The following is a 21660-nucleotide window of genomic DNA, read 5'->3' on the forward strand; positions in this document are numbered from 1 at the left end:
ACTCGGGGATACGGACTCGCTCGGGACGGACTCGCTCGGAGAGGACTCGCCCGTGACGGACGCGTTCGCCGCGATGGCGGATGGCGAGTCCCACCAGGCCGTTCCCCCGGACACTCCTCGCGATGCTCGGCGGCGATCCGCGATGGTCGTGGTCGCGGCGGCTGCTGTGGTGCTCGCGATCGGCGTGGGCGCCGGGTGGGCGCTGTTCTCACCCCGGACGGCGAGCCTCCCGCTGACCGACGCACAGCAGCAACGCCGTGTCGCGCTCGTCGCCGAGGAGTACGACGCCGGCTCCGTCCGCGCCATCGCCCAGACCGCCGACGCACTGGCCTGGTACGCGACCAGGGGCGACGGCGAGTCGGTCTGCCTGATCCTCGACGTGGGTGACCAGTCGCAGGCGGACTGCCGTCCACCGGAGGAGCGCGAGCGCGGGTTGATGGCTTCGTTGCCGTTGCCGTTGCCCGCGGATGACGGCGAGGACCCCGGGGGTTCGGAATTCGTGCAGGCGACGATGTTCCTCACCGAAACGGGCGAGCCGATGGTCGGAATGCAACGGTGGGGTGTGCAGTCGGGGGTGATCGATCAGTTCGAGGGGGCGGAACGTGATCGCGCGGGGGCTCTCGTCGAGGAGGGATACGAAATGGGCCTCTCGATCGTGGGGTACTTCCGCGGTGCCCCCGTCTGGCTCGGCGACCGCGTCTCCGAGCAGGGCTCGACGGAGCGGTGCCTCATCGTCGACGCCGGCGGTGCGATCGCGTGCGAGTCGTTCCAGCAGGCGCTGTCATCCGGCCTCGATGTGCATGTGGTCGAAGTCGACCCCACCGGGGGTGTGGTCGCGGCGTCGGTGCTGGACCTGCGCTTCACGACGCAGCAGACCCCGTACCTCACCGTCGACGCCGATGCCTCCGCGGACGAGGCCGCCCCCGGCGATTCGCTGATCATCCAGGTCCCGCCGGGCGACCCCATCGAGGTCGAGCCGCCAGGACACGATCCGCGCGGCTGACCCCTGCTCCCCACCCACCCTGCCCCCGCCCCGCCCCTCCGCCCCCCCCCCCGGCCCCCGCCCCTTCGCCCCCGCCCCTCCCGGCGAGTGCACGGCTTGCCGCCCGCCGAGCGCACGGCCTCGTGGCGTCGACATCCCGTGCTCTCGACGACAAGCCGTGCGCTCGACGGAGCAGGGGGCAGGGGAGCAGGGAGCAGGGGCAGGGGAGGGAGGGGGTCAGGCGGCGGGGACCCGGTCGGCGAGGATGGCGCGGCGCTGATCGCCGATGCGAGCGAGGATCAGCGTGGCCTCCTGGTCACCGCGCAGCGTGAGCTTCTTGCGGAAGGCGGCAGGGTCGACGTCGACGCCGCGCTTCTTGATCTCGAGACGCCCGATGCCGTGCGCCGTGAGTGCGGCGCTGATCGCCTTCGGGTTCGCCGGCAGGGTCTCGCGCACGCGGAACGACTGCACGAACGGACTCGTCAGCGCCGCGTCCGAGGTCAGGTACGCGATGTGCTCGTCGAGCATCCCGGCGTCGAGGCTCCGGGCCACCTCGCCGATGAGGCGGGCGCGGATCACGGCGCCGTCCGGCTCGTGCAGGAACGCGCCGAGCTCGCGCACGGGTTCGTCGGGGGCGTCCGCGGGAGCGGTGAGCTCGTGCGACCGGTCGTCGCGGATCACGAGAGCCGCCCGACGGACGCCCTCCCGTGCGAGGGCGCCGCTCCACACCACGAGCTCGACGACGCTGCCGTCGGCGCTCACCCACTGCGCTTCGGCGTCGAGGGGCAGGGCCTCGCGGTCGTGAGCCGGACCGAGCTTGATGCCGGTCGGTACACGTGAGGCGACGTCGAACGCCCAGTCCAGGGAAGGGGTAATCGTCGGCGGACACTCGTCGGGTCTCGCTGTGTCCCGCGGTCCGCCGAGCCGGATCCATCCAGACCGCACCGGAGCCGGTGAGGGGCGTCGCCTCGAACGCGTCCTCCGCCGTGCTGTGCCGCACGACCGCGCTGTCGCCGAACGGCGCGAGGTTGTAGGCGGCGATGGCGGCCGTGACCTCGTCGGCGTCGACCGCGAGCACATCCAGACCCGCACCGGTGAATGCGAGGGCATCGCCGCCGATCCCGCAGCCGCGAGGTCGGCGACGGCTGTGAGGCCCGCGCCGCGGATCCGCTGGGCGTGCCGTGCGGCGACGCCGAGCCGTGTCGCCTGCTCGAGCCCCGCTCGGGTGAACAGCATGCGCGCGGCGAACGGTCCGAACTTGGCGGTCGCCTTGGCTCGCAATCGGGCTTGTCCCACGACCGCCGAGACGAGCTCGGGGAGTGGCCGGCGGCGCGGAGCCGAGAGACCGCACGGGCCACGTCGGCCGTGGACTCGATAGGGCCCACCGTGTCGAGCAGTTCGAGACCGGCGGGGGTCAGCAGGGCGCGCAGCTCGGACATCTCCACGCCCTCAGCCTAATTCCCGTCCGAGCGGGTCGGTGGCGGCGAACCTGTTGGCACTCGCATTGCATGAGTGCCAGCCGACCGCCTACACTGGCATTAGCACTCTCGGGTTGAGAGTGCGAACAAGTCTTTCGTGTCAGCGTCAAGAAAGAAGAGGTAGACCGTGTCGGTTTCCATCAAGCCGCTCGAGGACCGCATCGTCATCAAGCAGGTCGAGGCCGAGCAGACCACCGCGAGTGGCCTGGTCATCCCCGACACCGCCAAGGAGAAGCCCCAGGAGGGCGAGGTCGTGGCGGTCGGCCCCGGCCGCATCGACGACAACGGCAACCGTGTTCCGATCGACGTCGCCGTGGGCGACCGCGTGCTCTACAGCAAGTACGGCGGAACCGAGGTCAAGTTCGGTGCAGACGAGTTCCTCGTCCTGTCCGCTCGCGACGTCCTGGCTGTCGTCGTCCGCTGATCAGCTGAACCCGGTTCCGCGCCTCTCAGAGGCGTCGGAACATGGTCCTCGAAGGGGGCCCGGATGCTCAGGCATCCGGGCCCCCTTCTGCGTTCGGTCAGAAGACGTCCGTTTCCTGCCAAACTGCGGCGCGACGTCGTCTCGGCGCCTTCGGCGTCGGGCACGTGGGCATAGTGTTGTGCGGTGACCCCCGAGACGACCCGCGCCACCCAGACCGCGGGAGTCGCCTACGCCGGAGCCGCCTACCTCCTGTGGGGAGTGCTCCCGCTCTACTTCGTACTGCTCCTCCCGACCGGTCCGTGGGAAGTCGTCGCCTGGCGGGTGCTGCTGTCGTTCGTCTTCTGCATCCTCCTGCTCACGCTCACGCGAGGATGGGCGGCGTTCGGCATCATCCTGCGGCAGCCGAAGCTGCTGGGCTGGACCGCCCTGGCGGGTCTCCTGATCTACGTCAACTGGCAGGTGTTCCTGATCGGGACGCTCAGCGGCAACGTGATCGAGACGAGTCTCGGCTACTTCATCAACCCGATCACCACCGTGCTCCTCGGCGTGTTCGTGCTCAAGGAGCGCATCCGCAGGCTGCAATGGGCGGCGATCGCGATCGCCGCGATCGCCGTCGTCGTGATCGTCGTCGCCTACGGGGAGTTCCCGTGGATCGCGCTCTCGCTCACCGCGTCGTTCGGGGTCTACGGACTCATCAAGAAGAAGATCGGCCCGGCAGTCGACGCGGTCAGCGGCCTGACGCTGGAGTCGTTCTGGCTGATCCCCATCGCCGTGGTGCAGTTGATCGTCGTGGCGCAGACACCCCCGGGCATCACGATGGGCGCGAACGGCGGGGTGCACGCCCTGCTCCTGGCATTCGCCGGGGTCGCCACCGCAGTCCCGCTGCTGCTGTTCGCCGCGGGGGCCCGGCGCATCGATCTCACGGTGATCGGGATGATCCAGTTCATCACCCCGGTGCTGCAGTTCCTCATCGGCGTGGTCATCCTGCACGAGCCCATGCCCGTCGAGCGCTGGGCCGGGTTCATCATCGTCTGGATCGCCATCGGCGTCTTCGTGGCTGATCTGCTGCTCGCGGGTCGCCGTGCCCGCATGATGGCGCGTCCCGCACCCGTGTGAGCCGCCGGTTCGTGCACCGGGGAACCCAGTGCCGGATCGTTAACGCACCGAGATACTTGCACCTCCTGCGCGCGGGCCTCACGGCCTAGTGTTAGAGCACCCGACCGTGGTCACAATCCACGTTCAGTTACGCAAGGGAGCATCATGAACTCACTGAAGGGCTCGCGCAGCGCGAAGGTCTTCGCAGGGATCGCCTTGATCAGCGCATCCGCCATCGTCATCGCCGGCTGCAGCAGCACGCCGAACGCCGAGCCCAGCGAGGGTGGTGAGAAGCCGGCCGTCGATCTGACGCTCAAGCTCGGCTCGCTGCTCCCCGCGACCGGCTCGCTCGCGTTCCTCGGCGCTCCGATGGAAGCCGGTGTGCAGCTGGCTGTCAACGAGATCAACGAGGCGGACGCCGGTGTGACCATCGACCTCACCACGGCCGACGAGGGCGACCTCGACAACAAGGCGTACGAGACCTCCATCACGAACCTGCAGAACGCCGGCATCACCGCCATGGTCGGCGCCGCATCCTCGAGCGTGACCAAGCTCATCCTCGACGGCAACGCCGGTGCGGGCATCCTCACCGTCTCCCCGTCGAACACGTCGCCGGACTTCACGGGAATCAACCCGCTGTACTTCCGCACGGCGCCGAGCGACAACCTCCAGGGCGAGGTGCTGGGCAACCAGATCGCCGAGGACGGGCACAAGACCCTCGGCATCATCTACCAGAACGACCCCTACGGCACGGGCCTGTTCGAGGCCATCAAGGCCACGTTCGAGGGCACGGGCGGCGAAGTCGTCGCCGAGTCGTCCTACAACCAGGGCGATGGCCAGTTCAACGCCCAGGTGGCGGAGATCGCCGCGGCCAAGCCCGACGCGGTCGCGGTCGTCTCGTACGACCAGTTCGCGACCATCGCACCGCTTCTCGGCAACGCGGGCATCGACACCGGTGCGCTGTACCTGGTCGACGGCAACCTGAAGGACTGGGGCACCGACATCCCGGTCAGCCTCGAGGGATCGAAGGGAACCCGCGCCGGCGCCGAGCTGCCGCAGGACTTCCTCGACCAGCTGAACGAGGTCTGGACCGCCGATGGCAACGACCCGATCGACGCGGTCACCTACTCGGCAGAGGCATACGACGCCGTGATCCTGATGGCGCTGTCGTCGCTGGCGGCGGGCTCCGTCGAGGGTGCCGATATGGCTGAGCAGATGCGCACCGTGTCGGGTGGCGACGGTGAGGGCGAGAAGTGCACCACGTTCGCCGAGTGCGCCGACATCATCAACGGCGGCGGAACGGCCGACTACGACGGCCTCTCCGGTGAGATCACGTTCGACGAGAACAACGACCCGAAGGGCGCCGCGATCGGCGTCTACGAGTTCGGCGCGGACAACACCACCACGCGCATCAAGTAAGGCGCTGACGGGGCCCCGGATGCTCGCATCCGGGGCCTTCGTCGTGCCCCGCCCGCTCGTCCCGCCCGTCCGCCCGCCCCGCCCGTCCGCCCGTCCCTGCCCGGTCCACATGTCGGGAGTTCGCGCGGATGTCGGACGAAACGCCGGCCGACCGCCCGACGGGTGCATGAACTCCCGACATGTGACCCGCGTCGGACCTCGTGTCGGAGCCGCGGCGCGGGCGCCAGGCCCGGACACACGGGAAGGGGGGATGCCGCGTGGCATCCCCCTTCTCGTGCGAAGTGCTCAGGCGGCGTCTGTCCCGAGCGTCCCCAGGTAGAGGCCGATGACCTTGGGGTCGTTCAGCAGCTCGCGGCCGGTGCCCTCGTAGGCATCCTTGCCCTGGTCGAGGACATAGCCGCGGTCGCAGATCTGCAGGCAGCGACGCGCATTCTGCTCGACCATGATCGTCGTCACACCCGCCTTGTTGATGTCGGAGACGCGGATGAATGCATCGTCCTGTCGCACGGGGGAGAGGCCGGCGGACGGTTCGTCGAGCAGCAGCACCGACGGATCCATCATGAGTGCCCGCGACATCGCGACCATCTGCCGTTCTCCTCCGGAGAGCGAACCTGCGCGCTGCTTGAGGCGCTTGCCGAGTTCGCCGAAGATGCTGCTCACGAACTCCAGCCGCTCCGCGAAGATCTTCGGGTTCTGGTAGAGCCCCATCTCGAGGTTCTCCTGGATGGTGAGCGAGGGGAACACGTTGTTCGTCTGCGGAACGAAGGCCACGCCGCGGCGGACGAGCTTGTCGGCCTTGAGGCCCACGATGCTCTCGCCCTTGACGGTGACGTCGCCGGAGCGGATCTCGACCATGCCGAAGATCGCCTTGAGCAGGGTCGACTTGCCGGCGCCGTTCGGACCGATGATGCCGATCAGCTCCCCCTTGCGAGCGACGAGGTTCGCGCCGTTGAGGATGTTCACTCCGGGGAGGTAGCCGGCGTGAACGTCGGTCAGTTCGACGATGACATCGTCGTTCTTGATCTCGTTCCGCTCGACGGGTGCGTCGGTCATGCCTTCTCCTCCTCGGCGTCTTCGGCCTCGACCTCGGCTTCGACCTCGGTCTCGATCTGCTCGCGGATCCGGATGGCGTCCTCGTCCGAGATCACCGGAAGGCGGCCGGTGACGGCTCCGAGGTCGACGTCCTGGTGGGCCCCGAGGTAGGCGTCGACCACGGCCGGATCCTCCATGACCTGGTCGGGCGGGCCTTCGGCGACGACGCGCCCCTCGGCCATCACGACCACCCAGTCGGCGATGTGGCGGACCATGTGCATGTCGTGCTCGACGAACAGGACCGTCATCCCCAGATCCTTGAGGTCGAGGATGTGTTCGAGCAGCGACTGCGTGAGCGCGGGGTTGACCCCTGCCATCGGCTCATCGAGCATGACGAGGGTCGGGTCGCTCATGAGAGCGCGCGCCATCTCGAGCAGCTTGCGCTGACCGCCCGAGAGCGACGCCGCGAAGTCCTGCTCCTTGGCGTCGAGCTTGAAGCGGGTGAGGAGTTCGTGCGCACGCGCCTCGATCTCCTGGTCCTGCTTGCGCCAGAGGAAGGGGAACAGCCCCGCCCAGAACCCTTCGCCGCGCTGGTCCTTCGCGCCGAGCTTCATGTTCTCCAGCACCGTGAGCAGCGACAGCGACTTGGTCAGCTGGAACGTGCGCACCTGCCCCATCCGCGCAACCTTGAAGGAGGGGATGCCCGACAGGTTCGTCCCGTCGAACGACCAGGTGCCGCTGTTGGGCTTGTCGAAGCCGCAGAGGAGGTTGAACAGGGTCGTCTTGCCGGCGCCGTTCGGGCCGATCAGCGCCGTGATGGCTCCGCGGGGGATCTCCAGGTGATCGACGTCGACCGCTGTCAGACCGCCGAAGCGGCGTTCCACGGCATCGACGACGAGGATCGGATCGACCTTCTTGACCCCGGGTGCCGCCGGTCCGGCCGCGAGGCCGCCGGTCTTGGCGCGAGGTGTGCTCTTCGCGGGCGTGACCACCGCGTCGTCATCATTTGACAAAGGTCATCTCCCTCTTGTTTCCGAGGATGCCCTGCGGGCGGAAAACGACGATCAGCATCAGCACGACGCCGATCACGATGTACCGCACGACGTCGGCCTGCGCTCCCGACATCGGCAGGTAGCCGGCATTCGCCATCGCGGGAAGCAACGCTCCGAGGAAGGCGAACACCACCCAGAACAGCACGGCGCCCAGCGTCGGGCCGAGCACGGTCGCCGCGCCGCCGAGCAGCAGGATGGTCCAGAGGAAGAACGTCAGCGAGGTGGAGTAGCTGCCGGGGATCACGGCCGAGGGCAGCACGAACACGATGCCGCCGAGGGCACCGATCACACCGCCGACCACGAGCGCCTGCATCTTGTAGGCGAAGACGTTCTTGCCCAGCGAGCGCACCGCGTCTTCGTCCTCACGGATGCCTTTGAGCACGCGTCCCCACGGGCTGCGCATGAGCGCCCAGACCACCAGGACGGCGGCCGCGAGAGCGATGAGCCCCACCACGCGGACCCACAGGTCGTTCGCGTTGTAGGTCCAGGGGCCGAAGCCGTAGGTTCCCGGCGGGAAGGGGTTCGCGTCGCGGAAGCTCTGGTGATAACCCGAGAGCCCGCCGGCGGAGTTCGTCCACTTCTTGAACAGCTCCGTGACGAACATGAGCCGGACGACCTCGGCGGCCGCGATCGTGGCGATGGCGAGGTAGTCCGCGCGCAGACGCAGCGTCGGGATGCCGAGGAGGAGCGCGAACAGGGCGCCGCCGATCATGCCGACCAGGACACCGGCCCACCAGGGGAACCCGAAGGTGAGGATCGAGATCGCGTAGCCGTAGCCGCCGATCGCCATGAAGGCCGCCATGCCGAAGTTGAGCAGTCCCGTGTAGCCGAAGTGCACCGCGAGACCGGTCGCCGCGAGGGCGTAGGCCATGGTGGTCGGGCTGAAGAGGTAGGAGGCGGTGTTGCCGAAGATGCTTCCGAAGTCCATGCGTCAGCCCAACCTTTCCTTGCGCCCGAGGATGCCCTGTGGTCGCACGAGCAGGATCACGATCAGCGCGACGAGGGCGCTGGCGTACTTGAGATCCGAAGGGACGCCGAGGAGCGTCGAGACCTCGACGGCGAGACCCACGATGATCGAGCCGATCAGGGCGCCGATCGCCGAGCCCAGACCGCCGAGCGTGATCGCGCAGAACATCAGCAGCAGCATCTGCATGCCCATGTCCCACTTCACCCCCGGCCGGAAGTACGCCCAGAGGATGCCCGAGACGGCCGCGAGGGCTCCGGCGAGGATCCACACCGTGCGGATGACCTTGTCGACGTCGATGCCGGACGCGGCGGCGAGCTGCGGGTTGTCCGAGATCGCTCGTGTCGCCTTGCCGGTGCGGGTCCTGGTGAGGAAGAACGCCACACCGAGGATCACGATGATGCTCGTCGCCATCCCGATCATGTCGATGTACGAGAGGGAGATCGGTCCGAGCTTGATCGGGGTCGGGCTCGCGCCCGGCAGCTGGTAGGTGTTGCCGCCGATGATGTACTGCATGCCGTAGCGCAGCGCGAGCGAGAGGCCGATGCTGACGATCATCAGCTGGACCACGCCGAGGCCTCTCCGCCGCAGCGGCTTCCAGATGCCGGCGTCCAGTGCCCATCCGAGTGCGGCGCCCCCGATGACCGCGGCGATGATGCCGAGCCAGATCGGCAGGTGCCAGAACGTGGTGAACAGCAGCGCCACCACGGCGCCCCAGGTGACCATCTCGCCGTGGGCGAAGTTGGACAGCCGCGTGGTGCCGTAGATGAGCGCTGCACCCATCGAGGCGAGCCCGAGGAGGAGGCCGAAGTTCAGGCCGCCTACCAGACGCGACAGCAGCTGATCGAGGAACGACACCGTCACACGTTCGCCCGCACCGAGGAAGAAGTTGACGATCTTCGTTCCGGTGAGACCGAACTCGAGCTCGAAGGAGGCCGTCGTCCCCGATACGGGCTGGATGCCCTCGGGAAGCTGCGTCGCATCGACGATCACGCCGTCGGGGAGCGTGGACTCGTCCACCGTGAGGGTGTACGTCTCCTTCTCCGGCACGTACAGGCGCCACTTGCCTTCGGCGTCGGTCTCGGTCTCGGCTTCGAAACCGTTGCCCTCGATCGACATCCCGACGCCCTCGACGGGGACGTCGGCGTTCGTGACGACGCCGGCGAAGTAGAAGTCGGTCACCTCCTGCCCGTCGTCCGTCGTGTCGGCGGAAGCCGATGACGGAGGGAGGAGCAGGAACGCGCTGAGCGCCATGAGGATACCGAGGAAGGCGACCAGCCAAGGGCGCTTTCGATGCACGGCGATTGTTGTGGGTCCCACGCAACCTCCACTGTGAGTGCTGTCTCCGCGAACTCGGGTTGAACCGCGGGGATGTGCGACGCACTTGAGCGTAATGCGCGAACGACGATTCACCTACCACCGGGACCAACGGTCCGATAACGACGGGGCTCTGGGAATGTTCTCGGGCGTGTCTCGCTTAGAATCTACATACGGGCCGCAGCCCCGCATCGGCCGAAGTCGACCACCCCCTCGCACTCGGACTCGCGCGACTCGCGCAGAAGGAGAATCCATGGAACAGCACGATCCCTTCGGCTTCGTCGGACTGACGTACGATGACGTGCTTCTCCTTCCCGGGCATACCGATGTCATCCCCAGCGAGGCGGACACCTCGTCGCGGATCACCCGTCGCATCTCGGTCGCGACTCCGCTGCTGTCGAGTGCGATGGACACCGTCACCGAGTCGCGCATGGCGATCGCGATGGCGCGCGAGGGCGGCATCGGCATCCTGCACCGCAACCTCTCCATCGCCGACCAGGCAGCGCATGTCGACCGCGTGAAGCGCAGCGAGTCCGGCATGATCACCGACCCGATCACCACGACGCAGGATGCGACGGTCGAAGAGGTCGACAACCTGTGCGCGAAGTACCGCATCTCCGGGCTTCCGGTCGTCGACGCCGACGGCAAGCTGGTCGGCATCATCACGAACCGCGACATGCGCTTCGTCTCGGGCTTCGAGCGTCAGACGACCTTCGTCAAGGACGTCATGACCAGCGAGAACCTCGTCACCGCACCGGTCGGCGTCGCAGCGGGCGAGGTCATCGCGCTGTTCGCGAAGCACCGCGTCGAGAAGTTGCCGCTGATCGACGACGAGGGCAAGCTCGCCGGCCTCATCACCATCAAGGACTTCGACAAGAGCGAGAAGTACCCGCTCGCGACCAAGGACGACCAGGGCCGTCTGCGCGTGGGCGCGGCGATCGGCTTCTTCGGCGACGCGTGGGAGCGTGCCGAGGCGCTGCGCGACGCCGGGGTCGACGTGCTCGTGGTCGATACCGCGAACGGGCAGTCGCAGGGCGTCATCGAACTCGTCAAGCGCCTCAAAGCGGATGCCTCGTTCGAGCACATCGACATCATCGGCGGCAACGTCGCGACACGCGAAGGCGCTCAGGCTCTCGTCGATGCCGGGGTCGACGCCGTGAAGGTCGGCGTCGGACCGGGCTCCATCTGCACCACGCGTGTCGTGGCCGGTGTCGGCGTGCCGCAGGTCACCGCGGTCTACGAGGCGTCCCTCGCCGCTCGCCCCGCGGGCGTCCCCGTCATCGCCGATGGCGGTCTGCAGTACTCCGGCGACATCGCGAAGGCGCTCGTCGCCGGTGCCGACGCCGTGATGCTCGGTTCGCTCCTGGCCGGCACCGACGAGTCGCCGGGTGAGATCGTCTTCCAGTCCGGCAAGCAGTTCAAGCAGTACCGGGGGATGGGTTCGCTCGGCGCGATGCAGACCCGCGGCAAGCAGACGTCGTACTCCAAAGACCGCTACTTCCAGGCCGACGTCCCCAGCGACGACAAGCTGATCCCCGAGGGCATCGAGGGACAGGTGCCGTATCGCGGGCCTCTCGCCGCGGTGGCGTATCAGCTGGTCGGCGGTCTGCGTCAGTCGATGTTCTACGTCGGGGCGCGCACGATCGAGGAGCTCAAGACGCGCGGCAAGTTCGTGCGCATCACCTCGGCTGGGCTGAAGGAGTCCCACCCGCACGACGTGCAGATCGTGGTGGAGGCGCCGAACTACAAGAAGTGACGCCGGATCCCGCAGGGATCGCGTGCAGAGGAAGGGGCTGGATGCTTGTCGCATCCAGCCCCTTCCGGCGTTGCGGGCCGGGAACTTCAGCCGCACCTGTAGGTGATGCCGTCGACATCCCACACTCCGGGGCCGAGCTCGGCGCACATGCCGATGAGACCGCCGATGACCGTCACGAACAGGATGATCCCGATGATGCCGAGGATCGTCAGGATCGCACCGACGATGATGCCGGCGATGGCGAGGCCCTTCGACTGGCCGGCTCGGCCGAGTTTCACGACGGCGACGATGCTCAGGATGAGACCGACCGGCGCCGCCACGAAGGCGAGGACGAGTCCGACGATCGACAGCACGCGCCCTGGCGGGCTGGGCTGCGGCTGCGCGTACCCGGTCGTGCCGGCCGTCGGATGACCGGCGATGCCGTCCGGGGCGGTGTTCTCGTACGGCGTTGACGCGGGTGGGGGCGGCGGCGCCGCGCTCGGTGGGGGCGGCGGCGCGTCGGGCATCTGTGACTCTTCGGGGTTCGGCGAGTCGGGGTTCGCGGGGTTCGTCATCTTCTGTCCTGTCGTCGGAGTGATCGCTACGTGCTTTCGCCTCTCGGCAGCCCGAGCGTAGCGAGCACGGCAGCGCCGCCACATCCCCTTGACGACGCGGCATCCGACAGGAGCGGGACTCTTCCGTCTGTGCGCGGCCCGGCGTAGCGTGCCGGGTATGTGCCGAAACATCGTCCCGCTGAACAACCTCCAGCCCGCCGCGACCGACGCCGAATGCCACGATGCGGCGCTGCAGTTCGTGCGCAAGATCTCCGGGGCCAACGCGCCCTCCCGTGCCAACCGTGCGGTGTTCGACAGGGCGGTCGCCGAGATCGCCCAGGCGACCAGGGTCCTGCTCGACGAGCTGGTCACGACAGCGCCCCCGAAGAACCGGGATGATGAGGCGGCCAAGCGCCGCGCACGCTCCGCTGAGCGCTACGAGGCGATCAGGGTCTATCAGCAGGAGAAGCGGGCTGCTGCGGCGCGGTCGTGACGAGCGGCCGCCGCGCATCGGTATGCCACAATCGACATACCCCGCTCGACTTTCCCTGCGGCCCCGGCGATGAAGGCGCCGAGATCGCGTGATCGATCCCCATCGATCAGGGAACCTCCCCAAGGAGAGCTCTACATATGCCTGAGGACGCTCCTCGCATCCTCGTCGTCGACGACGACGCCGATGTCGCCCTGCTCGTGAAGACCGTCCTCGAACGGCGGGCCGGCTGCGTCGTCGACGTCGCCGAAGACGGACAGACCGCGATCGAACGTGTCACCGCGGTGCGTCCCGACGTCGTCGTGACCGACATCGAGATGCCGGGGCTCAGCGGTCTCGAGCTCCTCGCCGAGCTCCGACGCACCGTGCCGACGGTTCCCGTGGTGGTGATGACCGCTCACGTGTCGGTGGAGTACGCCGTGTCTGCGCTGCGTGCGCAGGCCGATGAGTTCCTCACGAAGCCGCTCGACAACGGCAAGCTCGTCGAGTCGGTCACTCGGCTGGTGGAAGAAGGACGCAGGCGGCGCGAAGAGGCGCGCCCGCGCGACGTGGTCCTGGCCATCGGGGCGCATCCCGACGACGTCGAGATCGGAGTGGGCGGCCTGCTGGCGGCCCACGCCAAGGCGGGCGACGCGATCACCATCCTCACCCTCTCCCGTGGCGCGCGAGGCGGCGACGCCGACAGCAGGCAGGACGAGTCGCTCGCGGCGGCGGAGATGCTGGGCGCACGGCTCTTCCTCAAGGATCTGATCGACACCGAGATCTCGGGAGGGGGATCGACGGTCCGCCTCATCGAAGAGGTCGTGAACGAGGTCCAGCCCACCATCGTCTACACGCATTCGAGCCACGATCGGCACCAGGACCACCGTGCCGTCAGCGAGGCGACGGTCGTGGCGACGCGGCGCGTCGGCACCGTCGCGTGCTACCAGAGTCCGTCGTCGACGATCGACTTCCGCCCGACCCGATTCGTGCGTATCGATCCGTATCTCGATGACAAGCTGCGGCTGCTGGAGCGATTCGGCTCCCAGACGGCGAGCCGCGACTACCTCGCGCCCGAGTTCGTCACGGCGACGGCGCGGTACTGGTCGCGCTTCGGCGGCGGGACGGCCGTCGAACCGCTCGAGGTGGTGCGCGAGACGGCCGAGTTCATCGGCGCCCACGAACTCACCCGACGGGAGAGCTGAGATGACCACGCGTGTCCTGGTGACCGGAGCGGGCGGTCCCGCCGGCGTCGCCGTCATCCGTTCGCTCCTGCGACGTTCCGACCTGACCGTGTTCGCGGCCGACATGGACGGGTGGGCCAGCGGCATCTATCTGGTGCCGCCAGGACAGCGGCGTCTCGTCCCCCGGGGCGCGACGACGACTTCGTGCCGGCGATCGCGCGGATGGTCGAGGCGGACGACCTCGATCTCGTGATCTCCACCGTCGACGTCGAACTGATCGCGCTCTCGGAACGGCGGGAGGAGTTGGCCCCGGCGATTCTGGCAGCACCCTCCGCGGACACGCTGAACACCGCGCTGGACAAGATGGCTCGCCGAGCGCTGCGCTCCGACCGGCCGCACCCGCGGACGGTCCTCGCCGGCAGCGATGCCGCGGCCGTCGATTGGGAGTTCCCGGTCTTCGCGAAGCCGCGCCAGGGCGCGGGGAGCCGTGGCGTGCGACTCGTCCCTGATCGTGCCGCGCTCGACGCCCTGCCGACGGACGAGGGTCTGATCGTGCAGGACTTCCTCCCCGGCGAGGAGTATTCGGTCGATGTGATCGCCGACGCGGCGGGCAATGTGATCGCGGCCGTGCCCCGCACCCGCGCCAGGGTCGACTCCGGCGTCGCGATCGCCGGGCGCACGGTGCGCGACGAAGAACTCGAGGAGACCGCGGCCGTCATCGCACGGGCGATCGGGCTCGTGGGCGTCGCGAACGTGCAGCTGCGCCGTGACCGCGCCGGGCGAGCCGTGCTGCTCGAGGTCAACCCTCGCTTCCCCGGCGCCCTGCCCCTGACGATCGCGGCCGGCGTGGACATCCCCTCGCTGGTGACGGATCTCTTCCTGGGGCGCGAGCTGCCGGTGCGTGTGCCGTTCCGCGAGGTCGCCTCCGTCCGCTTCCTGGAGGACGTGATCGTCGAGGTCGACGACCTGCTCGTCTCCGCGCACGCAGGGCACCAGGAGGAGCTGTGACGCACGCGGTGCTCCACGGTGATCACCACGTCCACTCGACCTTCTCGGATGACGCCGTGTCGACGCTCGCCGAGAACGTCGACGCCGCGGTGGGCGCCGGGCTGCGCACGCTCCGCCTGGTGGATCACGTGCGTCAGAGCACGACGTGGGTCCCCGAGTACCTGGCGGCCGTCCGTGCGCTCAGAGTCCCGGACGGCCTCACGGTGCTCTCCGGTGTCGAGGCGAAGATCCTCGATGCGTCGGGGGCACTCGACATCCCGGCACTGCCGGACGGCATCGATCGGATCCTCATCGCCGACCACCAGTTCCCCGGCGCGGACGGACCCCTCGGCCCCTCGACCGTGCGGGAGCGCATCGCCGCCGGGTGGGCGACCGACGACGTCCTCGATCAGTTCGTCGGCGCGATCGTCGCCGCGATGCACCGTCACCCGGGCAATCAGCTGGCGCACTGCTTCTCGCTCCTGCCGAAGATCGGCCTCTCCGAGCACGACCTCGGCCAGGAGCGGATCGACGCGTGGGCGCGTGCGGCCGCCGCGACCGACACGCTCGTCGAGGTCAACGAGAAGTGGGGGTGCCCCGGTGCCGGGGCGCTGTCGGCCCTACTCCTCGCGGGCGGCGAGGTCGTGGCATCCACCGACAGCCACGAGGCGGCCGACGTCGGCCGGTACTCCCGCGTGATCCCGCTGCTCGACGCGGCGGAGGTGGTCTGATGGCCGATCTGCCCTGGTGGGAGACCGCCCTCGTCATCGTGCTGCTGCTGTGCGTCCTCGTCGGCACGCTGCCCGTCATCAACACGGGACTGCAGTTCCTCATGCTCCCGCTGCACGCGTTCCGGAACCACTACGGCAAGGCGGCCCCGTACCACCCGAACGTCGCGGTCATCATCCCGGCGTGGAACGAGGGACTCGTGATCGGACCGGCGATCGAGCGGCTGCTCCAATTGGAGTATCCCGCCGAGCGTCTGCGCGTCTTCGTGGTCGATGACGCTTCGACGGATGACACGTCCGCGATCGTCGCCGCCAAGGCCGAGGCGCACCCGGGACGCGTCGCACACCTGCGGCGCGAGAAGGGCGGCGAGGGCAAGGCGCACACCCTCAACCACGGCCTCGACGTCGTGCTCGCCGACGCGTGGACCGAGGCCGTGCTCATCATGGACGCCGATGTGATCTTCGCGCGCGACTCGCTGCGCAAGCTCAGCAGGCACCTCGCCGACGAGAAGGTCGGCGCCGTGACGGCGTACATCGCCGAGGGCAGTCGCGACCGCAACTACCTCACGCGCTTCATCGCGATCGAGTACGTGATCGGCCAGCTCTCCGCACGTCGGGTGCAGAACGTAGGCGGGGCGATCGCGTGCCTCGCCGGCGGTGCCCAACTGCATTCGAGAGCCAACCTCGAGGCGATCGGCGGGCGGATCCCCACCGGCACCCTCGCCGAGGACACGATGACGACGTTCGAAGGGCAGCTCAAGGGGCGCCGCATGGTGTTCGAGCCGCACGCGGTCGTCCTGGCGGAGGAGCCGCGGACGATCGACAGTCTGTGGAAGCAGCGCCTGCGCTGGGCGCGAGGCAACGTGCAGCTCACCTCGATCTACCGCCACCTCTGGTTCCGCCCGAGCCGAGAGCACAATCTCGGCAGCTTCGCGTTCGGTCTGGCATGGTTCACGATCCTGCTGCTGCCCGCGTTCATGCTCCTGGCCGCGGCCGGCATGCTGGCACTGCTCTTCCTGCACAGCGACATCGCCGAGTTCGTCTTCCGCTTCATGTGGATCTCCGCGGCGTGCATCTACCTGTTCTCGATCCTCTACTCGGTGCAGCTCGATCCGCGTACGGGGCGGCACTCCTGGCGTGAGGCGATCATGTTCCCCGGTCTCGGGGCGCTCATCCTGATGGCCATCGCGCTGTTCCCCTGGGCCTTCGAGTCGGTCCTCGCCGGGCTCGGGCTGGCCCTCACCGACCAGTCGCGCATCGTCTGGGCCGTGATCTTCTATCTGTGGGGACCGATCTCGATGTTCGGGATCTGGCTCGCGCGCGCGGTCGAGAAGCTCCCCGGTGGACGCTTCTTCGCCGGGCTGCTGCTCTACATCTGCGGCTACGGCTCGCTGCTGTGCGCCATCACCGTGGACTCCTACATCAAAGAGTGGCGCCGCGCAGACGCCTCGTGGATCAAGACCGAGAAGATCGGACGTGTCGACTCATGACCGCAGCCCCGTCATACGAAGCCGAAGTGGAGGAGATCGTCGAGGACGCCAGGAAGGAACGGCGTCTGATCCCGCAGGCGGTCATCGCCTTCGTCGTCGTCGTCCTCGTCGTCGTCGTCCGAGAGCTGTTCCTTCGATGACCGGGAGGCCGCTGGCCCTGGTCGTCGAGGACGCCCCCGATCAGGCGGCGCTGCTGCGCCGTTACCTCGATCGTGAGGGCTTCGACGTCTTCATCGCTCGCGACGCCGAGTCCGCGATCGCGGCGTTCCCCGAGATCGATCCCACCCTCGCGGTGCTCGATCTGCTGCTCCCCGGCATCTCGGGGCAGGAGTGTGCACGCCTGGTGCAGGAGCGCTTCCCCGACTGCTTCCTCGTGATCAGCTCGGTGCTCGACGCCGCCGACTATCCGCCGGCCGATGCCGCGCTGCCCAAGCCCATCACCGGTGCCGACCTGCATGCCATCGTGGAACGGGTGCAGCGATGAGGGCCACCCCGCTCGACCGCGCGGAGAACCGCTGGTACCAGATCTTCGACAACCCCAGCCCGCTCATCAAGCAGCTGCCGTCGGTGGCCGCGGTCATCGTGGCCGGGTTGATGGCGTGGGTGAATCCCGATCTGCCGTTCACCCACCTGGGCGCCGCGCTCGTCGGCATCGGGGTGGTCCTCGTCGCGACGATGCAGGCCGCCGTGCTCAGCGCGCGACACGTGTACGACGGGTGGGTGGTGCTGCTCATCCCCATGATCGACATCATCGGGCTCGGACTGTTCCGTGCGGGGACGGGCGGTGCGTCATCGATCTTCGGCTCGCTGGTGCTGCTGCCCGTCGTGTGGCTCGCCGCGGCGCCCGGCATCCGCTGGGTGTTCGTGGTGGGCGGCCTGACCTCGATCGCGCTGCTCATGCCGTACTTCGCCGACCCGCCGTCGACCTCGGTCGAATGGCTGCGGGGCGTGGTCGGTCCGCTCGTGTTCTCCGCGGTCGCCGCGGTCGTCAACGAGCTGTCCCGGCAGCAGCGCATGCGCATCGAGCAGGCGGAGGAGCTGGTCGCCGAACGTACGAGGGCCTTGTCGGAGAACGTCGCGATGATCGTGCAGCTCCGCGACAAGGAGCGCCAATACCGGGAGCTGCTGGACTCCTTCGAGAGCCTCTGGTCGTCGATCACGGCGCAGGCGGTGATCGCGACGGACTGCACCGGCACCGTCACGGCCTGGAACCCCGGGGCGGAACGTCTGCTCGGACTCCCCGTGGCCGAGGCGCTCAAGAATGTGCGGATCGACCGGTTCTTCTCCACGGCGGTGCTGTCGATGCTCGCCGCGGACAACGCCGATCACCCGGTGCCGATCGCGGAGCGCCCGCACGGGTACGGCGAACTCCGCGGGGAATCCAGGCCCTCTTCGCGCAGGCCGACGCGGGGCTGCCGGTCGACGGCGACATCGAGGTGACGACGGCGGGCGGAAGCACGGTCCCCGCGCGCGTCACGGTGAGTCCGCACAAGGACGGCGCCGGCGCGCAGCAGGGATACCTGTTCGTGCTCACCGACGAGACCAGGGCGGTCGAGGTCGCTCGGATGAAGGACGAATTCGTCGGCATGATCTCGCACGAGCTGCGCACGCCGCTCAGCGCGATCATCGGCTTCCTCGATCTGCTCCAGAACGATCCCGGTCAGCCGCTCACGGCCGACCAGCAGGAGTTCGTCGACATCATCGAGCGCAACGCGAAGAGGTTGCTCAACCTCGTCGGCGACCTGCTCTTCACCGCCCAGGTCGAGTCGGGTCGGTTCCCGCTCGAGCGGGAGGAGACCGACGTCGCCGAGCTGGTCCGCTCCGCGGTCGCATCCGCCGGCCCGCACGCGCAACGCGAAGGCATCGAGCTCGTCGCGGAGGTGCGGCCAGCGCGGATCCCCGTCGTGCTCGATGCGGGTCGGGTCGGGCAGGCGATCGACAACCTGCTGTCGAACGCGATCAAGTTCACGCCTCGGGGCGGGACGGTGACCGCGAGCGTGCGGTCGATCGACGGGGGCGTCGAGCTGTCGATCGCCGACACCGGCGTCGGGATCCCCGAGGACGAGCAGGGGATGCTCTTCACCCGGTTCTTCCGCGCATCGACCGCGACGCGCAATGCCGTGCCCGGGGTGGGCCTCGGACTCACGATCACGCGCGCGATCGTGATCGCGCACGGCGGCACGATGGACGTGACGAGTCAGGAAGGTGTGGGCACCGAGTTCCGCTTCGTGCTTCCTGCGTCTCCCCGCACCGAGGTGCTCCTGAGCCTGAGTCGCGCCGACTGACGTACCACCCGAGTGGGCGGAGTGGTACCGTGGTGGCATGGGTACCACATTCGTTGCTCCAATGGGCGACCGCGGTCGACTCGTCGTGCCCACCGAACTGCGCGCGCGCCAGCGCTGGGACCAAGGCGTCCCCCTGCTCATGATCGAGACACCCGGCGGCGTGATCCTGCTCACCCGTGAGCAGGCGAAGTCCGTGGTGCGCTCGCAGCTCGAAGGGAAGGATCCGCTCGGCTCCCTCCTCGAGGAACGGCGCAGCGCCGCCGCCTCCGAGGACGCCGCTGCGTGATCGTGGTCGACGCCTCGGCGCTCCTCGCATTCCTGCAGGGTGAGCCAGGATCCGACAGGGTCGAGGAGATTCTCGATCGGGCCGTGATCGGGGCGGCGAACTGGGCTGAGGTGGCCCAGAAGGTGCGGGTATCCGAGGCGGATTGGGCGGTCGCTTCGGGTCTGCTGCTCAGCTATGGGCTGAAGGTGGAGCCCGTGTCTCAGTCCGATGGCGAGGCTGCTGCAGGAATGTGGCGGCGGGGGAGCGGGCTCTCGCTGGGCGATCGGCTCTGTCTCGCGCTCGGCCTCCGGCTGGACGTCCCAGTGCTCACCGCCGACCGTGCCTGGGGAGAGTCCGACCGCATCGAGCAGCTCCGAGGGTGACTCGAGCGTCCTATCGTCCGAGCCCGACGTATCCGTCACTCCGCACCGGCTGATAGCCTGGTCGGCTCGGCATGCGCGGGCGGAAGGACGGCCACGCACCGTGGGCTACATCGATGTCTCCAGCGTCTCCCTGACGCTCCCCGACGGCAGACCTCTCCTCGACGAGGCGACGTTCCGGGTTGGAGCCGGTTCGACGAGCGCGCTGATCGGCCCGAACGGCGCCGGCAAGACGACTCTGCTGCGCATCATCCGGGGCGATCAGGTCGCCGACGACGGTGTCGTGACGATCGACGGCGGACTCGGCGTCATGGACCAGTTCGTCGGACACGGCGAGGCTGGGGAGACGGTGCACCAGCTGCTGACCAGGGTCGCCCCGGCGCGGATCCGTGCCGCCGCCGAGGCTCTCGAGGCGGCCGAGGACGCGCTGATCGAACGCGATGAGCACGACACGCAGATGGCGTACGCGTCGGCGATCGCGGAGTATGCGGATGCCGGCGGCTACGAGCACGAGACGGTGTGGGATCAGTGCACTGTTGCCGCGCTGGGCGTCCCGTACGAGCGCGCCAGATTCCGAGAGCTCACCACGCTCTCCGGAGGTGAGCAGAAGCGTCTCGCCCTCGAGGCGCTGCTGCGCGGACCCGACGAGGTGCTGCTGCTCGACGAGCCGGACAACTACCTCGATGTGCCCACGAAACGGTGGCTCGAGGAGCAGCTGCGCCAGACGCCGAAGACCGTCCTGCTCGTGTCGCACGATCGCGAGCTGCTGGCCAGGGCCGTCGATCGACTGATCACGCTCGAACCGGGCGGCGCCGGAGCGACGGCGTGGGTGCACGGCGGGGGTTTCTCCACGTACCAGCAGGCCAGGAGCGACCGCATGGATCGCCTCGACGAACTGCGCCGTCGGTGGGACGAACAGCACGAGAAGCTGCGCACCCTCGTCGCGAACCTCAAGGTGAAAGCCGCGGCGAACGACGGATTCGCGTCGCGGTATCAGGCGGCTCAGACCCGTCTGCGCAAGTTCGAGGAGGCGGGTCCGCCGGAGGAGCGCCCGCCTGCACAGGACTTCGACATGCGGCTGCGCGGCGCGCGCACCGGCAAGCGCGCCGTGGTCGCCAGGCGTCTGGAGTTGGCCGGTCTCATGCGACCGTTCGATGTCGAGGTCTGGTACGGCGACCGTGTCGCGGTGCTCGGGTCGAACGGCTCGGGCAAGTCGCACTTCCTGAGGCTGCTGGCCCGAGGAGGAAGCGACCCCGATGCGACACTCGGCCACGTCACCTCGACGGGGGAGCAGCTGCGCGCGGTCGATCACACCGGCACGGCCACGCTCGGCGCGCGGGTCGTCCCCGGTCTGTTCGCGCAGACCCACGCGCATCCGGAGTTCGCGGGTCGCACCCTCCTGGAGATCCTGCACCGTGGCGACGACCGCAGAGCGGGGATGCCGCGGGATGCCGCGAGCTCCGCCCTCGACCGCTACGGTCTCGTGCGGCAGGCGCAGCAGACGTTCGACTCGCTCTCGGGCGGGCAGCAGGCGCGGTTCCAGGTGCTGCTGCTGGAGCTGTCCGGCGCGACGCTGCTGCTCCTGGACGAGCCGACCGACAACCTCGACCTCGAGTCCGCGGAGGCGCTGGAGCAGGCCCTCGCACGGTTCGAGGGCACCGTGCTCGCGGTCACGCACGACCGCTGGTTCGCGCGGTCGTTCGACAGGTTCCTGGTGTTCGGCTCCGACGGCGAGGTGTACGAGTCGGACGCACCCGTCTGGGACGAGAGCAGGGTGTCGCGCGTCCGCTGATCGTCGTCGCCGCGGTCGAGACACGGGC

23 protein-coding genes and 1 pseudogene are annotated in these 21660 nt (G+C 68.7%); 18 read left to right on the top strand and 6 right to left on the bottom strand.

Annotation, left to right across the window (positions count from 1 at the left end; all coding sequences use genetic code 11):
• Positions 1-52: 52 nt before the first annotated feature.
• Positions 53-1003, top strand: a complete 951-nt coding sequence (locus tag G4G29_RS05605; RefSeq protein WP_183152118.1) for a hypothetical protein — start codon at positions 53-55, stop codon at positions 1001-1003.
• A gap of 216 nt (positions 1004-1219) precedes the next feature.
• On the opposite strand, the pseudogene G4G29_RS05610 reads toward G4G29_RS05605, so the two are convergent.
• Positions 1220-2427 (bottom strand): annotated as a pseudogene (locus G4G29_RS05610) (SAM-dependent methyltransferase).
• A 160-nt stretch (positions 2428-2587) separates the two neighbouring features.
• Between G4G29_RS05610 and groES the strand changes: the two are divergent.
• The 3 genes from groES (at position 2588) to G4G29_RS05625 (ending at position 5398) form a co-directional block, all read left to right on the top strand.
• Positions 2588-2884, top strand: coding sequence for a co-chaperone GroES (groES, locus tag G4G29_RS05615; protein ID WP_047524164.1), 297 nt, complete (start codon positions 2588-2590; stop codon positions 2882-2884).
• 183 nt (positions 2885-3067) lie between these two features.
• Positions 3068-4000: an EamA family transporter RarD gene (gene rarD / locus G4G29_RS05620; RefSeq protein WP_183152119.1), complete on the top strand. Its 933-nt coding sequence runs from the start codon at positions 3068-3070 to the stop codon at positions 3998-4000.
• Between the two features lie 144 nt (positions 4001-4144).
• Positions 4145-5398, top strand: a complete 1254-nt coding sequence (locus G4G29_RS05625) for an ABC transporter substrate-binding protein (RefSeq protein WP_183152120.1) — start codon at positions 4145-4147, stop codon at positions 5396-5398.
• 285 nt (positions 5399-5683) lie between these two features.
• Here the strand turns inward: G4G29_RS05625 and G4G29_RS05630 are convergent, their stop codons facing one another.
• From G4G29_RS05630 to G4G29_RS05645, 4 genes are read right to left on the bottom strand one after another with little or no spacing between them, the layout of a single operon-like run.
• Positions 5684-6451: an ABC transporter ATP-binding protein gene (locus G4G29_RS05630; RefSeq protein ID WP_183152121.1), complete on the bottom strand. Its 768-nt coding sequence runs from the start codon at positions 6449-6451 to the stop codon at positions 5684-5686.
• A complete protein-coding gene (locus G4G29_RS05635; RefSeq protein ID WP_244632424.1) occupies positions 6448-7422 on the bottom strand; it encodes an ABC transporter ATP-binding protein in 975 nt (324 codons plus the stop codon). The genes G4G29_RS05630 and G4G29_RS05635 overlap by 4 nt, the downstream gene beginning before the upstream one ends.
• A gap of 10 nt (positions 7423-7432) precedes the next feature.
• Positions 7433-8410, bottom strand: coding sequence for a branched-chain amino acid ABC transporter permease (locus tag G4G29_RS05640; protein ID WP_183152123.1), 978 nt, complete (start codon positions 8408-8410; stop codon positions 7433-7435).
• Positions 8411-8413: 3 nt separating this feature from the next.
• Positions 8414-9766: a branched-chain amino acid ABC transporter permease gene (locus G4G29_RS05645; protein WP_244632425.1), complete on the bottom strand. Its 1353-nt coding sequence runs from the start codon at positions 9764-9766 to the stop codon at positions 8414-8416.
• 250 nt (positions 9767-10016) lie between these two features.
• Between G4G29_RS05645 and guaB the strand changes: the two genes are divergently transcribed.
• Positions 10017-11519 carry an IMP dehydrogenase gene (gene guaB, locus G4G29_RS05650; protein ID WP_183152124.1) on the top strand — a complete coding sequence of 501 codons (1503 nt, stop codon included), beginning with the start codon at positions 10017-10019 and terminating at the stop codon, positions 11517-11519.
• Between the two features lie 86 nt (positions 11520-11605).
• Here the strand turns inward: guaB and G4G29_RS05655 are convergent, their stop codons facing one another.
• Positions 11606-12073, bottom strand: coding sequence for a DUF4190 domain-containing protein (locus tag G4G29_RS05655; RefSeq protein ID WP_183152125.1), 468 nt, complete (start codon positions 12071-12073; stop codon positions 11606-11608).
• 157 nt (positions 12074-12230) lie between these two features.
• Between G4G29_RS05655 and G4G29_RS05660 the strand changes: the two genes are divergently transcribed.
• The 13 genes from G4G29_RS05660 (at position 12231) to G4G29_RS05710 (ending at position 21632) form a co-directional block, all read left to right on the top strand.
• Positions 12231-12545, top strand: a complete 315-nt coding sequence (locus G4G29_RS05660) for a DUF2277 domain-containing protein (protein ID WP_183152126.1) — start codon at positions 12231-12233, stop codon at positions 12543-12545.
• A gap of 137 nt (positions 12546-12682) precedes the next feature.
• Positions 12683-13726 (top strand): response regulator, encoded by a 1044-nt coding sequence (locus tag G4G29_RS05665; RefSeq protein ID WP_183152127.1) that lies wholly within the window; start codon positions 12683-12685, stop codon positions 13724-13726.
• Between the two features lies 1 nt (position 13727).
• Positions 13728-13958, top strand: a complete 231-nt coding sequence (locus G4G29_RS21375; protein ID WP_244632426.1) for a hypothetical protein — start codon at positions 13728-13730, stop codon at positions 13956-13958.
• Positions 13910-14713 carry an ATP-grasp domain-containing protein gene (locus G4G29_RS05670; protein ID WP_244632427.1) on the top strand — a complete coding sequence of 268 codons (804 nt, stop codon included), beginning with the start codon at positions 13910-13912 and terminating at the stop codon, positions 14711-14713. Before G4G29_RS21375 ends, G4G29_RS05670 begins: the two co-directional genes overlap by 49 nt.
• Entirely contained in the window at positions 14710-15423 is a 714-nt protein-coding gene (locus tag G4G29_RS05675) for a PHP domain-containing protein (protein ID WP_183152128.1), read from the top strand. Before G4G29_RS05670 ends, G4G29_RS05675 begins: the two co-directional genes overlap by 4 nt.
• On the top strand, positions 15423-16910 hold the full coding sequence (locus G4G29_RS05680; RefSeq protein WP_183152129.1) for a glycosyltransferase: 1488 nt from the start codon (positions 15423-15425) through the stop codon (positions 16908-16910). Before G4G29_RS05675 ends, G4G29_RS05680 begins: the two co-directional genes overlap by 1 nt.
• Complete coding sequence (locus G4G29_RS05685; protein ID WP_183152130.1) at positions 16907-17050, top strand: hypothetical protein; 144 nt, start codon at positions 16907-16909, stop codon at positions 17048-17050. Before G4G29_RS05680 ends, G4G29_RS05685 begins: the two co-directional genes overlap by 4 nt.
• Positions 17047-17394, top strand: coding sequence for a response regulator (locus G4G29_RS05690; protein WP_183152131.1), 348 nt, complete (start codon positions 17047-17049; stop codon positions 17392-17394). The genes G4G29_RS05685 and G4G29_RS05690 overlap by 4 nt, the downstream gene beginning before the upstream one ends.
• On the top strand, positions 17391-18350 hold the full coding sequence (locus G4G29_RS21380; RefSeq protein ID WP_244632428.1) for a hypothetical protein: 960 nt from the start codon (positions 17391-17393) through the stop codon (positions 18348-18350). The genes G4G29_RS05690 and G4G29_RS21380 overlap by 4 nt, the downstream gene beginning before the upstream one ends.
• The gene (locus G4G29_RS21385; RefSeq protein ID WP_244632429.1) at positions 18347-19195 is read left to right on the top strand and encodes a HAMP domain-containing sensor histidine kinase; all 849 of its coding nucleotides are present in this window, start codon (positions 18347-18349) and stop codon (positions 19193-19195) included. The genes G4G29_RS21380 and G4G29_RS21385 overlap by 4 nt, the downstream gene beginning before the upstream one ends.
• Before the next feature lie 37 nt (positions 19196-19232).
• Positions 19233-19481 (top strand): AbrB/MazE/SpoVT family DNA-binding domain-containing protein, encoded by a 249-nt coding sequence (locus G4G29_RS05700; protein WP_183152132.1) that lies wholly within the window; start codon positions 19233-19235, stop codon positions 19479-19481.
• Complete coding sequence (locus G4G29_RS05705; RefSeq protein ID WP_183152133.1) at positions 19478-19843, top strand: type II toxin-antitoxin system VapC family toxin; 366 nt, start codon at positions 19478-19480, stop codon at positions 19841-19843. The genes G4G29_RS05700 and G4G29_RS05705 overlap by 4 nt, the downstream gene beginning before the upstream one ends.
• Before the next feature lie 100 nt (positions 19844-19943).
• The gene (locus G4G29_RS05710; protein ID WP_183152134.1) at positions 19944-21632 is read left to right on the top strand and encodes an ATP-binding cassette domain-containing protein; all 1689 of its coding nucleotides are present in this window, start codon (positions 19944-19946) and stop codon (positions 21630-21632) included.
• The last annotated feature ends 28 nt before the right edge of the window (positions 21633-21660 follow it).

Origin of the sequence: Microbacterium sp. Se63.02b, from assembly GCF_014171575.1 — a bacterium.
Classification (GTDB): Bacteria; Actinomycetota; Actinomycetes; order Actinomycetales; family Microbacteriaceae; genus Microbacterium.

Bases quoted from the DNA above. Each gene is read 5' to 3' on its own strand.
- guaB (WP_183152124.1), top strand. From the start codon at position 10,017: ATGGAACAGCACGATCCCTTCGGCTTCGTCGGACTGACGTACGATGAC.
- G4G29_RS05625 (WP_183152120.1), top strand. From the start codon at position 4,145: ATGAACTCACTGAAGGGCTCGCGCAGCGCGAAGGTCTTCGCAGGGATC.
- G4G29_RS05655 (WP_183152125.1), bottom strand. From the start codon at position 12,073: ATGACGAACCCCGCGAACCCCGACTCGCCGAACCCCGAAGAGTCACAG.
- G4G29_RS05690 (WP_183152131.1), top strand. From the start codon at position 17,047: ATGACCGGGAGGCCGCTGGCCCTGGTCGTCGAGGACGCCCCCGATCAG.
- G4G29_RS21375 (WP_244632426.1), top strand. From the start codon at position 13,728: ATGACCACGCGTGTCCTGGTGACCGGAGCGGGCGGTCCCGCCGGCGTC.
- G4G29_RS21380 (WP_244632428.1), top strand. From the start codon at position 17,391: ATGAGGGCCACCCCGCTCGACCGCGCGGAGAACCGCTGGTACCAGATC.
- G4G29_RS05685 (WP_183152130.1), top strand. From the start codon at position 16,907: ATGACCGCAGCCCCGTCATACGAAGCCGAAGTGGAGGAGATCGTCGAG.
- G4G29_RS05630 (WP_183152121.1), bottom strand. From the start codon at position 6,451: ATGACCGACGCACCCGTCGAGCGGAACGAGATCAAGAACGACGATGTC.
- G4G29_RS05700 (WP_183152132.1), top strand. From the start codon at position 19,233: ATGGGTACCACATTCGTTGCTCCAATGGGCGACCGCGGTCGACTCGTC.
- G4G29_RS05640 (WP_183152123.1), bottom strand. From the start codon at position 8,410: ATGGACTTCGGAAGCATCTTCGGCAACACCGCCTCCTACCTCTTCAGC.
- G4G29_RS05680 (WP_183152129.1), top strand. From the start codon at position 15,423: ATGGCCGATCTGCCCTGGTGGGAGACCGCCCTCGTCATCGTGCTGCTG.
- G4G29_RS05665 (WP_183152127.1), top strand. From the start codon at position 12,683: ATGCCTGAGGACGCTCCTCGCATCCTCGTCGTCGACGACGACGCCGAT.
- G4G29_RS05660 (WP_183152126.1), top strand. From the start codon at position 12,231: ATGTGCCGAAACATCGTCCCGCTGAACAACCTCCAGCCCGCCGCGACC.